The 18,014-nt window shown below is 64.8% G+C and carries 17 protein-coding genes; 5 read left to right on the top strand and 12 right to left on the bottom strand.

Annotated features, from left to right (window positions below):
• Window positions 1–237 precede the first annotated feature (237 nt).
• From ACHMWQ_RS13810 to ACHMWQ_RS13780, 7 genes are all read right to left on the bottom strand, one after another.
• The gene (locus ACHMWQ_RS13810) at window positions 238–1,836 is read right to left on the bottom strand and encodes an ABC transporter substrate-binding protein (RefSeq protein WP_396307889.1); all 1,599 of its coding nucleotides are present in this window, start codon (window positions 1,834–1,836) and stop codon (window positions 238–240) included.
• 4 nt (window positions 1,837–1,840) lie between these two features.
• Window positions 1,841–2,497 carry a helix-turn-helix domain-containing protein gene (locus ACHMWQ_RS13805; RefSeq protein WP_396307888.1) on the bottom strand — a complete coding sequence of 219 codons (657 nt, stop codon included), beginning with the start codon at window positions 2,495–2,497 and terminating at the stop codon, window positions 1,841–1,843.
• Window positions 2,498–2,931: 434 nt separating this feature from the next.
• Window positions 2,932–4,746: a single-stranded-DNA-specific exonuclease RecJ gene (recJ, locus tag ACHMWQ_RS13800; protein ID WP_396307887.1), complete on the bottom strand. Its 1,815-nt coding sequence runs from the start codon at window positions 4,744–4,746 to the stop codon at window positions 2,932–2,934.
• A gap of 10 nt (window positions 4,747–4,756) precedes the next feature.
• A complete protein-coding gene (glpX, locus tag ACHMWQ_RS13795) occupies window positions 4,757–5,758 on the bottom strand; it encodes a class II fructose-bisphosphatase (RefSeq protein WP_266334561.1) in 1,002 nt (333 codons plus the stop codon).
• A 15-nt stretch (window positions 5,759–5,773) separates the two neighbouring features.
• On the bottom strand, window positions 5,774–7,099 hold the full coding sequence (locus tag ACHMWQ_RS13790) for a homoserine dehydrogenase (protein ID WP_396307886.1): 1,326 nt from the start codon (window positions 7,097–7,099) through the stop codon (window positions 5,774–5,776).
• Window positions 7,100–7,123: 24 nt separating this feature from the next.
• A complete protein-coding gene (locus tag ACHMWQ_RS13785) occupies window positions 7,124–8,344 on the bottom strand; it encodes an LL-diaminopimelate aminotransferase (RefSeq protein ID WP_396307885.1) in 1,221 nt (406 codons plus the stop codon).
• A gap of 90 nt (window positions 8,345–8,434) precedes the next feature.
• Window positions 8,435–8,788 carry a hypothetical protein gene (locus ACHMWQ_RS13780; RefSeq protein ID WP_396307884.1) on the bottom strand — a complete coding sequence of 118 codons (354 nt, stop codon included), beginning with the start codon at window positions 8,786–8,788 and terminating at the stop codon, window positions 8,435–8,437.
• A gap of 178 nt (window positions 8,789–8,966) precedes the next feature.
• Here ACHMWQ_RS13780 and ACHMWQ_RS13775 point away from each other — a divergent pair, with 178 nt between their 5' ends.
• Window positions 8,967–10,799, top strand: a complete 1,833-nt coding sequence (locus ACHMWQ_RS13775; protein ID WP_396307883.1) for a PHA/PHB synthase family protein — start codon at window positions 8,967–8,969, stop codon at window positions 10,797–10,799.
• 209 nt (window positions 10,800–11,008) lie between these two features.
• Here ACHMWQ_RS13775 and ACHMWQ_RS13770 read toward each other — a convergent pair whose 3' ends face one another.
• The 4 genes from ACHMWQ_RS13770 to ACHMWQ_RS13755 form a co-directional block, all read right to left on the bottom strand.
• A complete protein-coding gene (locus tag ACHMWQ_RS13770) occupies window positions 11,009–12,295 on the bottom strand; it encodes an O-acetylhomoserine aminocarboxypropyltransferase (RefSeq protein WP_354548812.1) in 1,287 nt (428 codons plus the stop codon).
• A 158-nt stretch (window positions 12,296–12,453) separates the two neighbouring features.
• A complete protein-coding gene (locus ACHMWQ_RS13765) occupies window positions 12,454–12,882 on the bottom strand; it encodes a CoA-binding protein (RefSeq protein WP_396307882.1) in 429 nt (142 codons plus the stop codon).
• Window positions 12,883–12,886: 4 nt separating this feature from the next.
• Entirely contained in the window at window positions 12,887–13,702 is an 816-nt protein-coding gene (locus ACHMWQ_RS13760) for an SH3 domain-containing protein (RefSeq protein ID WP_396307881.1), read from the bottom strand.
• Window positions 13,699–14,148: a VOC family protein gene (locus ACHMWQ_RS13755; RefSeq protein ID WP_396307880.1), complete on the bottom strand. Its 450-nt coding sequence runs from the start codon at window positions 14,146–14,148 to the stop codon at window positions 13,699–13,701. Before ACHMWQ_RS13755 ends, ACHMWQ_RS13760 begins: the two co-directional genes overlap by 4 nt.
• 697 nt (window positions 14,149–14,845) lie before the next feature.
• Between ACHMWQ_RS13755 and rplM the strand changes: the two genes are divergently transcribed.
• The 4 genes from rplM to gfa all read left to right on the top strand — a co-directional run bounded on the left by rplM (window position 14,846) and on the right by gfa (window position 17,638).
• The gene (gene rplM / locus ACHMWQ_RS13750) at window positions 14,846–15,310 is read left to right on the top strand and encodes a 50S ribosomal protein L13 (protein WP_266334543.1); all 465 of its coding nucleotides are present in this window, start codon (window positions 14,846–14,848) and stop codon (window positions 15,308–15,310) included.
• A 2-nt stretch (window positions 15,311–15,312) separates the two neighbouring features.
• Window positions 15,313–15,783 carry a 30S ribosomal protein S9 gene (rpsI, locus tag ACHMWQ_RS13745; protein ID WP_266334541.1) on the top strand — a complete coding sequence of 157 codons (471 nt, stop codon included), beginning with the start codon at window positions 15,313–15,315 and terminating at the stop codon, window positions 15,781–15,783.
• A 155-nt stretch (window positions 15,784–15,938) separates the two neighbouring features.
• A complete protein-coding gene (gene argC / locus ACHMWQ_RS13740) occupies window positions 15,939–16,889 on the top strand; it encodes an N-acetyl-gamma-glutamyl-phosphate reductase (RefSeq protein ID WP_396307879.1) in 951 nt (316 codons plus the stop codon).
• Between the two features lie 173 nt (window positions 16,890–17,062).
• A complete protein-coding gene (gfa, locus tag ACHMWQ_RS13735) occupies window positions 17,063–17,638 on the top strand; it encodes an S-(hydroxymethyl)glutathione synthase (protein WP_396307878.1) in 576 nt (191 codons plus the stop codon).
• Window positions 17,639–17,656: 18 nt separating this feature from the next.
• On the opposite strand, the gene ACHMWQ_RS13730 is transcribed toward gfa, so the two are convergent.
• Window positions 17,657–18,007, bottom strand: coding sequence for a VOC family protein (locus ACHMWQ_RS13730; protein WP_396307877.1), 351 nt, complete (start codon window positions 18,005–18,007; stop codon window positions 17,657–17,659).
• Window positions 18,008–18,014: the final 7 nt, after the last annotated feature.

Raw genomic sequence — 18,014 nt, 5'->3', positions numbered from 1 at the left:
CCTTTGTAGGCTGTCTTCACCTCTCCCTGAGGGAGAGGTCGGAGCGAAGCTCCGGGTGAGGGTTTAGGAACCCATCCGGTGAGGCCGTAACCCCTCACCCGCCGGCCGTTGGCCGTCGACCTCTCCCTTCAGGGAGAGGTGAAAGCACCGCGCCCAGCCCAAGCCCTGCTCCGAAGAAGAGCTCGCGGGCGCGACCGGAGAGAGGCGCCCACGAGCAGGATCGGAGGAAGGCGGCGCTTACGGCGCCATCTCCATTTCGCGGAACGAGAAGGAGTAGCCCGACAGGGCGTAGCGGTGCGCGTCATCCGAAAGCGCCGGCACCGTCACCGCCTTGCGGGCCGGGAACACGGCGACCTGGTCATAGGCGTAGATGGTCGGGGCGAGGTCGCGCAGGCGCTGGCTCAGATCCTCGTAGATCTTCTGGCGCTTGGCCGGATCGACTTCGGCGCGTCCGGCTTCGAGCAGCTTGTCGACTTCCGCGTCCTGCAGGTATTCCGGCGACTGCCAGGTGCCCTTGGCCGAGGAATGGTAGGTGTTGAACAGCAGCGAATCCGGATCCGGCGTCGTGGCGCTGTTGAAGATCTGCGAGATGTTCGGCGTCGTCTCCGGCTTGGTCACCATGTCGGTGAACAGCGCCCAGGGCACGCGCTTCACTTCCGGCTTGAAGCCGAGCTTGGAGAAGTTCGCCTGCATCAGCAGGGCGAAACGCTCTTCCAGAGGCACCTCGGCGATCCAGGAAATCTCCAGCGGCGTCTCTTCCGGCTTGTACTTGCACTGCGCCAGCTCGGCCTTTGCCTTCTCCAGGTCCTGCGCGTAGTTCGGAACCTCGCTGGAGGAACCGAGCATGCCATGCGGGATCGGGCCGTTCGCCGGCTTGCCGAGCGAGACGGTATCGCTGACCGCGACCATCTTGGCGGCGGTCGCATAATCGAACGCATAGGTGAGCGCGCGGCGGCAATGGACGTCGTCGAGCGGTGCCTTGGCCGTGTTCAGCTTGATGTAGAAGACGTTGGTGCCGGTTTCGGTCAGCAGCTGCATCTTGTCATCAGCCGCGAGCGCCTTGGCGACTTCCGGCGGCAGCCACTGCGAGCCGATGTCATGCTCGCCCTTCGACAGCAGCGCACGGACGGTCGAGGCTTCCAGGCCGTAGCGGAAGCGAACCTTGTCGGGCGACTTCGGCGTCGCGCCGAGGAAGTAGTCCGGGAACTTGGCGAGCGCCGTTTCCGACTGCGGGTTCTGCGTCACGACGACATAGGCGCCGGAGCCGGCATCGTTCGCGGACAGCCAGGCTTCCGAATAGTCACCGAATGCGCCGTACTTGCCGGCGGCCTGATGCTGCTTGGCGAGCTTCGAATCGAGGATCGGCAGGCGGACGAGCGCCGACAGGAAGGGGGCGTAGGGGCCCTTCAGCGTGAACCTGACCGTCTTGGCATCCACCGCCTCGGCCTTCTCGACATCCTCGACGAACAGGTTGGAGAAGCCCTGCCCGAGCGCGATCATGCGATCGAAGGAATAGACGACGTCATCGGCCGTCAGCTTGTTGCCCGAATGGAACTTGACGTCGTCGCGCAACGTGAACGTGTAGACATTGCCATCGACGGTCCAGCTCGACGCCAGGTGCGGCTGCATGCCCGGCTTGCCCGCCGTCGGCACGACCAGCGTGTCATAGACGTTGAACATCAGGATCGAGTCGGCATAGTCCGACGCCTTGCCCGGGTCGAGCTCGCCGACCGGCGCCTCGTCGAGGCGGAGCACCGTCTCGGCAAAGGCCGGCGCCGTGGTCAGGGCCGTCGTCGAAAGCGCCGCCAGCAGCAGCGTTGCACGCAACATCTTCATCGCATTACCTCGTTTCACCCTCGGCTACGTCGTGAACAGCGTTCTTGTCCTGGCTCTTGCGGGAATCCGCCGCCCCGGCATGGGACTGGGCCTGATGGCGGGGTGAATCCGTGAAGAGCTGCTGCGTTCCGACAGAAAGAACCTCGGCGACATGATCGGCAGGGTTGTGCACCCGGTGCGGACGATGGGCCGAGAAATGCAGGGTATCCCCCGCATGCAATTCGTAGATGGTCTCGTCGATCACATAGCGGATGGAGCCGCTCAGCACATAGACGACCTCCTCCCCCTCATGCGACGAGGTCTCGGAGAGATAGCGCGGCGGCACGTTCATCTTGACGGCGTTGAGCATCTGGCCCGGAAACGTCGTCGAAAGCCGCTCATAGGAAATCCAGGCCGGATTGATGCCGTAAGTCACCCTGCCCTCGCGCCGCGAAACCGCGTTCGGAATATCCGGCTGGTGCAGGAAAGCGCTGACCGGAAGGTCGAGCGCCTTGGCGATCGTGACAAGCGAAGATAGAGACGGCGTGGTAATATCGCGCTCGACCTGGCTCAGGAAGCCGATCGAAAGACCCGTCGCCTCGGCGACCCGCTGCAGGGTCAGGCGGCGCTGCTTGCGCGCATCTCGGATCTTCAATCCAACCTTCAAGGGATCGCTGCTCATGCCGGTGCTCCCCGCCGCTTCTAGCGGCGTTACAATTATTTCACCATAGCTAAAATCTTAAGGCAAGATTCTTCGCCCGCTTCGTCGTAGGGCCTTTGTTCCGACGGTCGTTTTGGAGCTTCCGCTCGTTTGATCGGCAGAACTGCACGCCTCGTCCAGTCTCATGTCCCGTGTCCCCCGCCGAACGGATCAGGGGCGACGCCCGGCCAGAGGCCACCGCCCGGCGGCCGACAGGACGCGGGAGCGATGGTCGAGGAGTGTCACAATCCATGCGTGCAATTGGAACGACTCTCAATCAGGACGGATTTAGTTCAGCAGTCTGATGAAAGAAATGCAACCGCCATGATGGGACGCGCGGCAGGGTTGTCCAAGGCGACAAGACGGCCTAGTGAGGTGACGCAGGGCTAACGGGGCGTTAACGCGAAAGGGCGCCGTTAACGCAGCGGTTGCGGCTGCGCGACGTCGAGAATGCGGAAGCTCGATTGCCGCCTGCCCTGCCAATGGTCGATAGACAGCGTGCCGGCGACATGCAGCGGCCGGCCTCGGGACCCAAGCAGCATGCGGCCGAGATCATTGTCGGCGGCACGGAAGGCGATCGCCTTCAAGTTCTGGTCACCGCCGGAAAGCGTGACCTTCACATGGCCGTTGCCGACCGTATCGGCATAGCCGACGATATGGGCCGGCAGCGCGAAGACCGGCTCGGCATGGCCGGATCCGAACGGCCCCGCCTTCTCCACCATGTCGATGAAATCGGGCGTGGCGGCGCGGGCCGTCAGCGCGCCGTCTATAAGCAGCTGGTCGGCCTGTCGCGCCCGACGCGAAGCCTCGGCAGCGCCCGCTTCGAGAAAAGCGCGGAATTCCGCGAATTTCGAGGGCTCGATGGTGAGGCCCGCCGCCATGGCGTGGCCGCCGCCCTTGACCAGTAGCCCCTGCTCGACGGCCCCGCGAACCAGCCCGCCGAGATCGACGCCGGCCACCGACCGGCCCGAGCCGGTGCCAAGCCCGCTCGGCATCAGGGCGATAGCGAAGGCGGGGCGGCGGAAGCGTTCCTTGAGGCGGGCGGCGATCAGCCCGACAATGCCGGGATGCCAACGGTCGCTCGCGGTAACGATGACGGCCGGCCCCTCGCCGGAGCCGATCTCGGCATCCGCCTCGGCGATCGCCTCTTCCAGCATCGATGTTTCAATGGCTTGGCGCTGCTTGTTCAGATCGTCGAGTTCGACGGCGATGCGCTCGGCCTCGGCCGGATCGTCGAGCGACAGCAATCGGGCGCCCAGCGCCGCGTCGCCAATCCGGCCACCGGCATTGATCCGGGGGCCGAGCAGGAAGCCGAGATGATAGGGCGCAACCGGCGCGTCGATGCGCGCGGCCTGTGACAGCGCCGCCAAGCCCGGATTGGCGCGGCGGCGCACGGCCAACAGGCCCTTGGTGACGAAGGCGCGGTTGAGGCCGATCAGCGGAACGACGTCGCAGACCGTGCCGAGCGCGACCAGATCGAGCCATTGCAGCAGGTCCGGCTCCGGCCGGCTCGGGCCATACCAGCCGCGCTTGCGCAGTTCGCGATTGGTGGCGACGATCGCCAGGAAGGTGACGCCGACGGCGGCGAGATGGCCAAGGCCGGAGAGATCGTCCTGGCGGTTGGGATTGACCACGGCCAAGGCCGGCGGCAGTTCCGCGCCCATCTGGTGATGGTCGAGCACCACCGCGAGGCGGCCGAGATCCCGCGCAACGGCAAGCGATTCATGGCTCGTCGAGCCGCAATCAACCGTCACGATCAGCTGCGCGCCCTCTTCGACGAGGGTGCGGATGGCGTCGGGATTGGGGCCGTAGCCCTCGAAGATGCGATCGGGAATATAGATGCGCGTCTCGACACCCTGATGGCGCAGGAAGCGCGCCAGCAGCGCCGACGAAGTCGCGCCGTCGACGTCATAGTCGCCGAAGATCGCGACATGCTCGCCGGCTTCAACTGCATCGGCGATGCGCGAGGCCGCGGCGTCCATGTCGGTTAGCACCGACGGGTCCGGCATCAGCCGGCGGAGACTCGGATCGAGAAAATGCGCCGCGTCGTCAAGGGCGATGCCCCGGCCGGCCAGCACACGGGCGACGAGCTCGGGGATCTCATGGCGCTGGGCCATGGCGGTTGCGACCAGGCTCGAGGTCGCATCGACCCGTTCGGTCCAGCGGCGCCCCGTCACGGATCCTTCTACGCCGAGAAAGGCGCGCCGTGCGTCGCTGGATGACATGGACATGGGAGCTGGATCAGCCCTCGTTGTCGAACTTTTCGAGATCGCGATGCGTCGCCTTGATCCAGCGAACGGTGCCGGAAGACGAGCGCATGACGACCGTATCCGTGGTGATCTCGCCATTGCGGGCGAAACGCACGCCGGAAAGCAGGTTGCCGTCGGTGACTCCGGTCGCTGCGAACAGGACGTCGCCGCGGGCCATCTCGTCATGGGTGAACTTCTTGTCGAAGTCCTTGACGCCCATCTTTGCCGCGCGCTCGCGCTGAGCGTCGGACTGCGTCACCAGGCGGCCCTGCATCTGGCCGCCGATGCAGCGAAGCGCCGCCGCGGCCAGCACGCCTTCGGGCGCGCCGCCAATGCCGAGATAGATGTCGATGCCGGTCTCGTCGGGATTGGTGGTGTGGATGACGCCAGCGACGTCGCCGTCACCGATCAGGCGGAGCGCGGCGCCGGTGGCGCGCACGTCCTCAATCAGCTTGGCATGGCGCGGACGGTCGAGGATGCAGGCGGTGATCTCGTTGACGGGAACGCCCTTGGCCGCTGCCAGCGCCTGGATGTTCTCCATCGGCGAGGCGTCGAGGTCGACCACGCCGGTCGCATAGCCGGGGCCGATGGCGATCTTCTGCATGTAGACGTCGGGCGCGTAGAGCAGGCTGCCGCCCTCGGCGATCGCGATCACGGCCAGCGAATTAGGTTGGTTCTTGGCGCAGATCGTCGTGCCCTCGAGCGGATCGAGCGCGATGTCGACGCGCGGACCGGAGCCGCGACCGACCTTCTCGCCGATATAGAGCATCGGCGCTTCGTCGCGCTCGCCCTCGCCGATGACGACGGTGCCTTCGATCGGCAGACGGTTGAGTTCGCGACGCATGGCGTCGACGGCTGCCTGGTCGGCTGCCATTTCGTCGCCGCGTCCCCGCCAACGCGCCGCCGCAACGGCCGCGCGCTCGGTAACGCGCACCAGCTCCAGCGTCAGGATCCGGTCCAGACCCGCTGCCTTCGCATTCCCCGTCATCGCCATAGTGCTGCTCCGCTCTCAGGCCAGTTGTTCAATGCGTATCATTTGCGGCTGCTCCGCAATATGACCATCCGCCGTAATCCGATCGAGCGCTTCCTTGACCTGCGACTCGGTGGTCTCATAGGTGATGAGCATAACCGGTTGCGGCTCGAGCGGCTGCAGATGCTCCGGCGCATCGGCCTTCGGCGCGCGTCGCCGCTGGACGATCGATTCGAGCGAAATGTTGTATTCGGCCATACGCTTGGCGATGGCGGCGAAAGCACCGGGCCGGTCGTAGACGGCAAGGCGGATGTAGTAGCCGCCGGCATGTGCCCGCATCACGGCCTGCTGGTAGGGCTGCAGCGTATGGGCGGGTCGGCCGAACGTTCCCACCACGTCGCCCCGCGCCAGATCGGCAATGTCGCTCATCACGGCCGAGGCCGTGGCGTCGCCACCCGCGCCCGGGCCGGAGAGAACCAGCCGGCCGACGAAATCCGCCTCGACCGCCACCGCATTGGTGACACCATCGACGCGTGCGATCGGGGAGGACTTCGGCACCATGGTCGGATGGACCCGCTGCTCGATGCCGCTCTCGGTGCGCGTCGCCACGCCCAGAAGCTTGATGCGGTAGCCGAGTTCGTCCGCCGCCTCGATGTCGGCGGTCGTGATCGAACGGATGCCCTCGACATAGATGGCGTCGGAATTGATCTCGGTGCCGAAGGCGATCGCGGTCAGGAGCGCCAGCTTGTGGGCGGTGTCAAAACCGTCGACGTCGAAGGTCGGATCCGCCTCGGCATAGCCAAGGCGCTGGGCCTCGGCGAGGCAGGCGTCAAAGGCGATGCCTTCCCGCTCCATCCGCGTCAAAATGTAATTGCAGGTGCCGTTCAGGATGCCATAGACGCGGCCGACCCGATTGCCGGCGAGCGATTCCCGCAGCGTCTTGATGATCGGAATGCCGCCGGCGGCAGCCGCCTCGAAATTCAGCGAGACGCCGTTGCTCTCGGCGCGACGCGCCAGTTCGGTGCCGTGCTTGGCGAGCAGCGCCTTGTTGGCGGTGACGACATGCTTCTTGGCGTCGAGCGCCGCGCGCACCGAATCGGCCGCCGCGCCGTCCGCGCCCCCCATCAATTCGACGAAGACGTCGATGTCGGGCGATTGCGCCAGCGACATCGGATCGTCGAACCAGGCCACGGTGGAGAGGTCGAGGCCGCGATCGCGGAAGCGATCGCGGGCCGTCACGGCAGTCACGACGACCGGCCGGCCGCAACGAAGCGCCAGTTCATTGGCATGGCGCTGCGTCAAACGCAGCAGGGACGCGCCGACGGTGCCGAGACCGGCGACGCCCAGCCGAAGTACTTGATTCATAAAAACGCCCCAGAGGGGCCCGGCTTATCGCCGGGCGCTGCTGATAGGGACGACGTTGTGCAACGTTTTGTCCGCCGTTTCAAGGAAGCGACGGACATTGCGCGCGGCCTGGCGAATGCGCTGCTCGTTCTCCACCAGGGCGATGCGGACGTAATCGTCGCCATGCTCGCCGAAGCCGACGCCCGGCGCGACGGCGACGTCGGCCTTCTCGATCAGGAGCTTCGAGAATTCGAGGCTGCCCAGCGACTTGAAGGTATCGGGAATCGGGACCCAGGCAAACATCGAGGCGCGCGGTGCCGGGATCTGCCAGCCGGCGCGGCCGAAGCTGTCGACCAGCACATCGCGGCGATGCTTGTAGATCTGGCGCATCTCCTCGATGCAATCCTGCGGGCCGTTCAGCGCGGTAGTCGCCGCCACCTGGATCGGCGTGTAGGCGCCGTAATCGAGATAGGATTTCACCCGCGACAGCGCGGCAATCAGGCGCTCATTGCCGACCGCGAAGCCCATGCGCCAGCCGGCCATGGAATAGGTCTTCGACATCGAGGTGAATTCGACGGCGACGTCGATAGCGCCCGGAACCTGCAGGATTGAGGGCGGCGGCACATCGTCGAAATAGATCTCGGAATAAGCGAGATCCGACAGCACGAACAGCTCGTGCTTGCGGGCGAAGGCAACGACATCGCGATAGAAATCGAGATCGGCCACATGCGCCGTCGGATTGGACGGGTAGCAGAGCACAACCGCGAGCGGCTTCGGGATGGAGTGCATGACGGCACGTTCCATCGCGTGGAAGAATTCGGGTCCCGGCTCGACCGGCACGGAGCGGATAACGCCGCCGGCCATCAAGAAGCCGAAAGCGTGGATCGGATAGCTCGGATTCGGTACGAGAATCACGTCGCCCGGCGCCGTGATGGCCTGCGCCATGTTGGCGAAGCCTTCCTTGGAGCCGATCGTGGCGACGATCTGCGTGTTCGGATCGAGCTTCACGCCGAAGCGGCGCTCGTAATAGGCAGCCTGGGCCTTGCGCAGGCCGTTGATGCCGCGCGACGCCGAATAGCCGTGCACGTCCGGACGGGCCGCCGTTTCGGCGAGCTTCTGGACGATATGCGCCGGGGTCGGAAGGTCGGGATTGCCCATGCCGAGATCGATGATATCGGCGCCCGCGGCTCGAGCGCTCGCCTTAAGCCGGTTGACCTGCTCAAAGACGTATTGCGGCAGACGCCGCACGCTGTGGAACTCGCTCATGACTCCGAATCCATCTTTCCTGGATAGTCGTTATGCGCCTCACCTGGCGCGGGGCGGTTCTACACCGAACCGCAGTCTATGGAAGCACCCTTATTGCGGGCATTTCGTGGCGTCTGCGCCGGGCTCGCCGCAGCGCTCCTGAATTTCGGAGAGCGCCTTCTTGGCATGCGTGGCGGCGGTCTTCTCCAAGGCCGCATTGGTGGTGGCACTATGCTGCCGCGCGGCCTCGGCCGTGCGCGGGTCGTTGCGGGCGCCCTTGGCTTTCAGACCTTCGGTAGCGGTCTTCAGCTCGGCCGGCGTCATCAGCTTGCCGGGCGGCTCGCCGCCCGCGACATTGATGTTGGGAAACACGCCCGGACGGTCCAGCTCGGGATCGGGCGAATTGTCCAGCGTCTTGGAAAGTTGCTGCGAGCACGCCGCCAGAGAGACGGCAATCGCCAGCATGAGGACGAGCGACGCGGAACGGGACCGCTTGATTCCGGACGGATTCATCTTGAACTCATTGTGGTAAGCGGGTCGATAGCATGCGCATCATATCCCTGTGAGCGCGAAGCTATTACACTCCGCGCGTCGGGGAAAGCAGCGCCGCCTTCCCGATCGCAGAATGGCATTCGGGGATACGATGGCCAAAGACAAAATCGGAAGCGACGGCACCAGCCCCGGCAGTGCGCCGATCAGCCTGATCATCAAGGACCCCGAGAAATTCGCCCAGAACATCGCCAAGATGATCGAGGGCATGACCCGGGCCGCCAACGCCTTCCTGAAGCCGCGCGAGGACGGCAAGCTCTCCGCCGATCTCACCGACGAGATTGCCGAGATTGTCCGCACGCTGGCCAAGGTGATCGAGTACTGGACGGCGGAGCCTGGCCGCAGCATCCAAGCGCAATCAAAGCTTTACGGCCAGTATTTCATGCTCTGGACCAGCATGATGCAGCGCATGTCCGGCGTGCCGATGCCGCCGGTGGCCGAGCCCGATCCACGTGATCGCCGCTTCAAGGACCCGCAATGGTCCGAGAACCAGTTCTTCGATTTCGTGAAGCAGTTCTACCTGATCACCACGCGCTGGGCCGAGCAGATGGTCGACGGCGCCACCGACCTGGACCCGCATGTCCGGTTGAAAGCAGGCTTCTATATCCGGCAGATCGCCAATGCGATTTCGCCGTCGAATTTCCTGTTCACCAATCCGGAAATCCTGCGCGACACGCTCGATTCGAGCGCCGACAACCTCGTGCGCGGCATGGACATGCTGGCTGAGGACATCGCGGCCGGCAATGGCGAACTGATCATCCGCCAATCGGACAAGTCCCATTTCGCCATCGGCAAGAACCTCGCCCTTTCCCCGGGCAAGGTCGTCCTGCAGAACGAGGTCTGCCAGTTGATCCAGTACAAGGCGGCGACGACGGAGGTCCTGAAGCGGCCCCTGCTGATCGTGCCGCCCTGGATCAACAAGTTCTACATCCTCGACCTGAACCCGGAAAAATCCTTCGTCAAATGGGCGGTGGAGCAGGGCCATACTGTGTTCGTCGTCTCGTGGATCAATCCGGACGAACGCCAGGCGGAGAAGAGCTTCGAGCACTACATGCGCGAAGGTATCCTCGAATCGGTCGACACGATCCAAAAGATCACGGGCGAGAAAGAGATCAACGCCATCGGCTATTGCGTCGGCGGCACCCTGCTCTCCTATACGCTCGCCTACCTGGCCGGCGTCGGCGACACGCGCATCGCCACGGCGACGCTTTTCGCGACCCAGGTCGACTTCACCCATGCCGGCGATCTCAAGGTCTTCATCGACGAGGAGCAGATCGAGGCAGTCGAGAAGAAGATGAGCGTGCGCGGCTATCTGGAGGGGAAGAACATGACCTCCTCCTTCAACATGCTGCGCTCGAACGACCTGATCTGGTCCTATGTCGTGAACAACTATTTCCGCGGCAAGGAACCGATCCCGTTCGACCTGCTCTACTGGAATTCCGACGCGACGCGGATGCCGGCGGCGAACCATTCCTTCTATCTGCGCAACTGCTATCTCGACAACAAGCTGGCCAAGGGCGAGCTGTCAGTCGACGGCAAGGCGCTGTCGCTCGGCGACGTGACCATCCCGATCTACAATCTCGCCACCCGCGACGACCACATCGCGCCGCCGCGCTCGGTGTTCTACGGCTCGTCCTTCTTCGGCGGTCCGGTGACCTTCGTGCTGGCGGGATCCGGCCATATCGCCGGCGTCATCAACCCGCCCTCGCGCGGCAAGTACCAGTACTGGACCGGCCCTGCGCCGAAGGGCGACGGGCTCGACGACTGGCTCGGCCGCGCCAAGGAGCATCCGGGCTCCTGGTGGCCGCATTGGCAGGCCTGGATCGAGCAGCAGGACGACCGCCGCGTCAAGGCGCGCACGCCCGGCGGCCGCAAGGTCAAGGCGATCGAGAACGCGCCGGGCAGCTATGTGAAAGTGATGGCGTAGCCTAGGCGCTTCCTGACGAAGGAAAGTCCCTCACCCTACCCTCTCCCGCAAGCGGGCGAGGGTTTTCGGCCGGTGCACTTCCCTAGGCGTGAGTCGTTTCCGACTGCCTTATCAAGGTGACAGCAGCGCATCGACCGGGTCGGCAGGACTCCCTCTCCCGCCGCGCGGGAGAGGGTTGGGGTGAGGGTCTACCCCACGCAAAGAACCGATCAGGTACCGGCGAGCGCCTGCTCGAGATCGGCGATGATGTCTTCCTTGTCCTCGATGCCGACCGACAGGCGGACGACATCCGGGCCGGCGCCGGCCTTGGTCTTCTGCACGTCGTCCAGCTGGCGGTGGGTCGTCGAGGCCGGGTGGATGATCAGCGAGCGCGTGTCGCCGATATTGGCGAGATGCGAGAACAGCTTGACCGTCGAAACGACCTTGACGCCGGCGTCATAGCCGCCCTTGAGGCCGAAGGTCAGCACCGCGCCCGCGCCCTTGGGAACGTAGCGGCGGGCGAGGTTGTGGTAGCGGTCGCCCGGCAGGCCGGCATAGCTGACCCAGGCGACGGCCGGATGGTCGATCAGATATTCGGCGACAGCGCGGGCATTGTCGGAATGCTTCTGCATGCGCAGCGGCAGTGTCTCGATGCCGGTCAGGATCAGGAAAGAGTTCTGCGGCGAGATCGCGGGACCGAGATCGCGCAGGCCGAGCACGCGGCAGGCGATGGCGAAGGCGAAGTTGCCGAAAGTCTCGGCCAGCACGACGCCGTTATATTCGGCCAGCGGCTGCGACAGCTTGGGATAGCGCGCCTCGCGGGTCCAGTTGAAGCGGCCGCCATCGACGATGACGCCGCCCATCGAATTACCGTGACCGCCGAGGAACTTGGTCAGCGAGTGCACGACGATATCGGCGCCATGCTCGAACGGCTTGCAGAGGTAGGGCGTCGCGAGCGTGTTGTCGACGATCAGCGGCACGCCGGCGCGCTTGGCGACCGCGGCAATCGCCGCGATGTCGACGACGATGCCGCCCGGATTGGCGATCGACTCAATGAAGATCGCCTTGGTCTTCGGCGTGATCGCCCGCTCGAACGAGGCGATATCGTCGGGATCAGCCCAGACGACGTTCCAGCCGAAGCTCTTGAACGAGTGGTTGAACTGGTTGATCGAGCCGCCATAGAGCTTGGTCGAGGCGATGAACTCGTCGCCGGGCTGCAACAGCGTGTGGAAGACCAGGAGCTGCGCGGCGTGGCCCGAGGCGACGGCGAGCGCGGCGGTGCCGCCTTCCAGCGCCGCGACGCGCTCTTCGAGCACGGCGGTCGTCGGGTTGGTGATGCGCGTATAGATGTTGCCGAAGGCCTGCAGGCCGAACAGCGACGCGGCATGGTCCACATTGTCAAAGACGAATGCGGTCGTCTGGTAGATCGGCGTGATGCGCGCGCCCGTGGTCGGGTCGGGCTGGGCGCCGGCATGGACGGCAAGCGTTGCAAAACCGGGAAGCCTGTCTTCGGACATTCTTGTCTCCTCCATTTTCGTTCTTGATGGGCACGGCCGGATTGATCGTAAGACCTACACGCATAGCGCGGCAGCCCGACAAATCGCAGCCATACGTTTCGCCGGGAGGCGGCTCCCGGCGAATATTCATCCTCCGCGGCGGCCTGCGCCGCAAAATCTCAGCCGATCAGGCGGGGCCGTTCGATCGCCGGGCAACGGTCCATGACGACCTGGACGCCCCTCGCCTCCAGCCGCGCCGCCTCGGCGTCATTGCGGATGCCGAGCTGCAGCCACATCACCTTGGGCAGAACCGGCAGCGCGAGGATCTCGTCGACCACGCCGGCGATCGCGTCCGAATTGCGGAAGACGTCGACCATGTCGATCGCGACCGGCACGTCGGCCAGTCGCGGATAGACCATGCGGCCGAACAGTTCCCGCCCGGCAATACCCGGATTGATCGGATAGGTCTCGTAGCCCGCGCGCGTCAGATAGCCCAGCACGCCGTTGCTGGCGCGGGCCGGATTGGGGCTCGCGCCGATCAGGGCGATGGTCCGCGTGGCCGTCAGGATGCCGCGGATATAGTCGTCATCGTATTGATCGTGATTCATGCGCTCACAGACCCGGAACGACGACGGCGGTGACCATCCATTTGCCCTCGACCTTGCCATAGCAGACGCTAGTCGCCTGGAAGCCGAGCGAGATGTCATTGGTCGAATAGCCGATCTTGCCCGAGGGCAGCGCCACCGAATACCAGTCGGCCGTGCCGTCCTCGCCGTCGACCGAGCCTTCGATAAAGGGCACGATGGTGCCGGCCGGAAGCTTCACCAGCACGGGCGACGTCTCGGTCGGCTTCTCGTGGAATTCCGTGTCTTCGGACAGGATCCAGAGATTGCCGGCGGGAACGCCGGCCGCCTCGGCGATGGCCAGCGCCTTGTCGCGGTCGAAGATCGGCTCGGCCGGCGAGCAGATCGCGCCCCTGGCGGTCTTGGAGTGTCCGATCGTGCCCGAATCCAGCGCGTTGCCGAAAAGGTCGACGACCAGGCCGTCCAGATCCTCGCGGCTGTAATCGACGTCGCCTGTGGAGGACATCGTCGCCGCGCTGTCCAACCGCTCATCGCCGGGGCGCTTCTCCGGATCGGGCAAAGCCTCGGCCGGCGTCGCGTCGGGGAAACCGATCATCGGCGAATAGATCTTCACTTCCGGCGCCGCGCTCGCCTTCAGCGTCGCCACGTCGCCAGTGGAGATCGCCACCTTCAACGTCTCGACCAGAGCCTTGAGTTCGGCGTCGTCGGTTCCGGTCGTGTCATAGGTGACGGTGAGCGCTTCGTAGGGCTTCGGCTGGATCGCCGGATCCTCTGCCGCGAAGGCTGTCGATCCGAAGAAGGCTAGCATCGCGCAAGCGGCCGTGCTGCAAAGAAGGTTCTTCATGATTGTGGACCTGGCAGTGCGAGGCGACCGGCCTCGTCAAACGGGAAGAAGGGATTGTAGGCCACCTCCCAGAGATGGCCATCCGGATCGGCGAAATAGCCGGAATAGCCGCCCCAGAACACTTTGGTGGCCGGCTTCACCAGCCGCGCGCCGCAATTCTCGGCATGCGCCAACGCGGCGTCGACCTCGGCCTCGCTCATGACATTGTGCGCCAGGGTGATGCTGCGAAATCCGTCGCCCGCCGGCGCGACATTCGCGTCGTCCGCAAGCGCATTGCGCTGGAACAGGGCCAGCACGACGCCGGAGAGCTGGAAAAAGGTGATCGCCTCCTGGCTTGCGGCCGAGGCCTGCCAGCCGAGCAACTCGTAGAATGCACGCGCCTTCGGCACGCTGGCGACACCGAGCGTCACAATGCTGAGCCTTGGTGCGAGGCCTGCTTCCGTCATATTGTATTCCCCGTCACGATTGGGCCGACAGCATAGCCGATCGCCCGGCCCGGTACAGATGCCGTCGTGGTCATGCCGCCTGTGCCGGGGCGCGCGATCGGCCGGAAACCGGCCCGTCCCATCGCATGCCGTCGGCAGAAGAGCGACAATCCGTCCCTACGTGGATACGGCAGGCTCGTGACAGATCGACGGCGGCGCGGGGCTTCCGCCAGCCGTCCCCTCGCCGTCAGGTCGTCGCCAGGATGAAGGCGCCCGTCGCGAAAAGCAGCACAACCAGGATTCCCCACTTCACCAGCGGGTGCTTCCATACGGTCCACATCGTCCAATCCCCCAATTTAGCCACGCAGGACCGGCATGCCGGCCCGATGCGACTCCCATACCATGCTTCGTGCCTGTCGCCGCCCCCATCCCGGTTCAATCCACCAGCCGGAGGTTCGCCGGGCGACTTTTGCCGCCAAAAGTGAGATTCTTCGCCCTGCGAGCATGCCTAGGGATGTCCGAAATCTGGTTCCGCTAGTGGTATAATAATACCGTATATATAAGCTATTGATTTCACTATGGTAATCCGCACGCCGTCGTTTTCTGCGCGCTTGACGGAATCTGTGGGGCAGGCTACACACCGGCACGATCGATGGGACCGTGTGTCCTGTTGCCGCTAATCCTGCCCGAACGGGGCACGAGAAAACGAGTTCAACCAATGAGCACCATTTCCACCAAGCCGGCGGACGTCGTGAAGAAGTGGATTCTGATCGACGCTGAAGGGCTGGTCGTTGGCCGCCTCGCCAGCATCGTGGCGAACCGCCTTCGCGGCAAGCACAAGGCCAGCTTCACGCCGCACGTTGATGATGGCGACAACGTCATCATCATCAATGCCGAGAAGTGCGTCTTCACCGGCGCCAAGTACACCGACAAGCGGTACTACTGGCACACCGGCTATATCGGCGGCATCAAGGAGCGCAGCCCGCGCCAGATCATCGAGGGTAAGTTCCCCGAGCGTGTTCTGGAGAAGGCCATCGAGCGCATGATCCCCGAGGGTCCGCTTGGCCGTCGCCAGCTGAAGAACCTGCGCGTCTATGGCGGTTCCGAGCATCCGCACGAAGCACAGCAGCCCGAGACGCTCGACGTCGGCGCCCTGAATGCCAAGAACAAGAGGATTGCCTGAACATGGCTGATCTCCAGTCCCTCCAGGACCTCGCCGTCATCTCGACCGAGAACGCGGCACCTGTCCATGTGCAGAAGCTTGACGCCCAGGGCCGCGCCTACGCGACCGGCAAGCGCAAGAACGCCATCGCTCGCGTCTGGATCAAGCCGGGCACCGGCAAGATCGTCGTGAACGGCAAGGAATACCGCGGCTACTTCGCTCGCCCGGTTCTGCAGATGCTCGTTCAGCAGCCGATCGGCGTCGCTTCGCGCACCGACCAGTACGACATCAACGCCACGGTTGCTGGCGGTGGTCTCTCCGGCCAGGCTGGTGCGCTCCGTCACGGCATCTCGAAGGCTCTGACCTATTACGAGCCCGAGCTGCGTGGCGTCCTTAAGAAGGGTGGCTTCCTGACCCGCGACAGCCGTGTCGTCGAGCGCAAGAAGTACGGCCACGCCAAGGCCCGCCGCAGCTTTCAGTTCTCGAAGCGCTAATCGGCGTCCACGCGACGTTTTCGAAGGGGCGCTTCGGGCAACCGCAGCGCCCTTTTTCTATTCGCGTCTGTCTTATTGCGGTTTCACGACCGTGCGAGATCCTTGCGGGTGGCGCGAGCGCCCCCATCTACTGATGCCCGAACGGAGGCGAGCCCATGGTATCCACGGTCTTCATCGACGGCGAAGCCGGCACGACGGGTCTTCAGATCCGCCAGCGCCTGGAAGGCCGCGACGACATCCAGCTGTTGTCGATCGCGCCCGAGCGTCGCAAGGAGACTGCGGCCCGGGCCGAGCTTTTGAACAGCGCCGACGCGGTCATCCTCTGCCTGCCGGACGCGGCCGCCAAGGAGGCTGTGGGGCTGATCGACAACCCGGATGTCAAGGTGATCGACGCCTCGACCGCCTACCGGACGGCGGCAGACTGGACCTATGGCTTCGCCGAGCTCGACAAGTCGCAGCGGGCCAAGATCGCCGCCTCGACGCGGATCTCCAATCCCGGCTGCTATGCGACCGGCGCGATCGCGCTGCTGCGTCCGCTGGTGTCGGCGGGGCTGCTGCCTGCCGCCTGGCCGGTGACGATCAACGCGGTCTCCGGCTATTCCGGCGGCGGCAAGTCGATGATCGCCGAGTTCGAGGATCCGAACGCCGCGAACTACACCCATGAGAATTTCCGCATCTATGCGCTGCCGCTGCAGCACAAGCATGTGCCGGAGATCCAGAAGCACGGCCAGCTCGACCTCCGCCCGATCTTCGCGCCGGCTGTCGGCCGTTATGCGCAGGGCATGATCGTCGAGATCCCGCTGCATCTGGACCTGATCCCGGGCAACCCGTCGCTGGCCGCGCTGAACGAGGCCCTCTCGGCGCACTATGCCGGTGAGCGCTTCGTCACGGTTGCGAACCTGGCGGAGTCAGGCGCGATGACCGGCCTGGATCCCGAGGGGCTGAACAGCACCAACCGGATGAAACTCTTCACCTTCGGCACCGAAGGCGCAGGGCAGGCCCGTCTCGTTGCTTTGCTCGACAATCTCGGCAAGGGCGCGTCTGGCGCCGCCGTGCAGAACCTGAACCTGGTTCTCGGCCTCGACGAGGCCAGCGGCCTCAACTAGCCGGTCGGGCTACACCACCTTTCAACGGCCATGTTGTCTCGGCGACATGGCCGTTTTCGTTTCTCCCGCCCCCTTCGCGCGGAATTCTACGCGCAGCGGTTTCCTTGACGTTACGTCAGCGCTACCTTCGATCGATCCGGATCCTCCGGCAAGAACGAACGAGGGAGCCTGAAATGCCTGCCACGGTCCTTCTCCATCCCACGATCGACTACGGCATCCGCAAGGGCGCGGATGATTTCGCCGGCGGAACGCTGATCTGCCACTGCCTCGACAAACCGGTACGCGTCGAGATCCAGGGGCAGGTCGCACATAACCATGCCTGCGGCTGCACGCAGTGCTGGAAGCCGGAAGGCGCGATCGTCTCGATCGTCGGCGTCGTCCCGACCGATCATGTGAAGGTCGCCGCCAATGGCGACAAGCTCGCGGTGGTCAACCCGGCCGCCACCATCCTGCGCCATGCCTGCCAGGTGTGCGGCGTGCACATGCACGGTCCGGTCGAGAAGGACCACGCTTTCAAGGGCCTCACCTTCGTGCACACGGAACTGTCGCGCGAGGAGGGCTGGCAGGCGCCGCAGTTCGGCGCCTTCATCTCCTCGGTGATCGAAGGCGGGGTCAAGCCGGACCGCATGGGCGCGATCCGTTCACGCATCCGCGAGCTTGGCCTCGAACCCTATGACTGCCTGTCGCCACCGCTGATGGACGCTCTGGCGATCTTCGCGGCGAAGAAGTCCGGCGTTCTCGCCGAATGATGCCTGTGCGTCCGGCCCTCAGGCGTGACTGAGAATGTTCACCAGCCGACCGAACGGGTCGCGCACATAAAAGCGCCGCACGCCCCAGGGCTCCGTCGCAGGGCCATATTCGATCGGGAGGCTGGCGCTGCGAACGCGAGCCAGCACCTCGTCTAGATCGTCCACCTCGATGGAGAGATCCGGCACCACGGTGCCGGATCCGCCTTCGCGCGCGATGCTGACCTGCGGGGTGGTGGCAATATCCGTTGCGAAACTGACGATCCAGCCATGGTCCATGACGATCTCCATGCCGAGGATGTCGCCGTAGAACGCCTGAGCGTCCGCCGGATCCCGGGCCGCGATATTCGCCACGATGCGCCGTACCGCCATCGAACCT

Source organism: Kaistia sp. UC242_56, assembly GCF_044452255.1.
GTDB classification, from domain to species: domain Bacteria; phylum Pseudomonadota; class Alphaproteobacteria; order Rhizobiales; family Kaistiaceae; genus Kaistia; species Kaistia defluvii_A.
The sequence above is the reverse complement of the archived record's forward strand: the minus strand, read 5'-3'. Positions and strand labels throughout refer to the sequence as shown.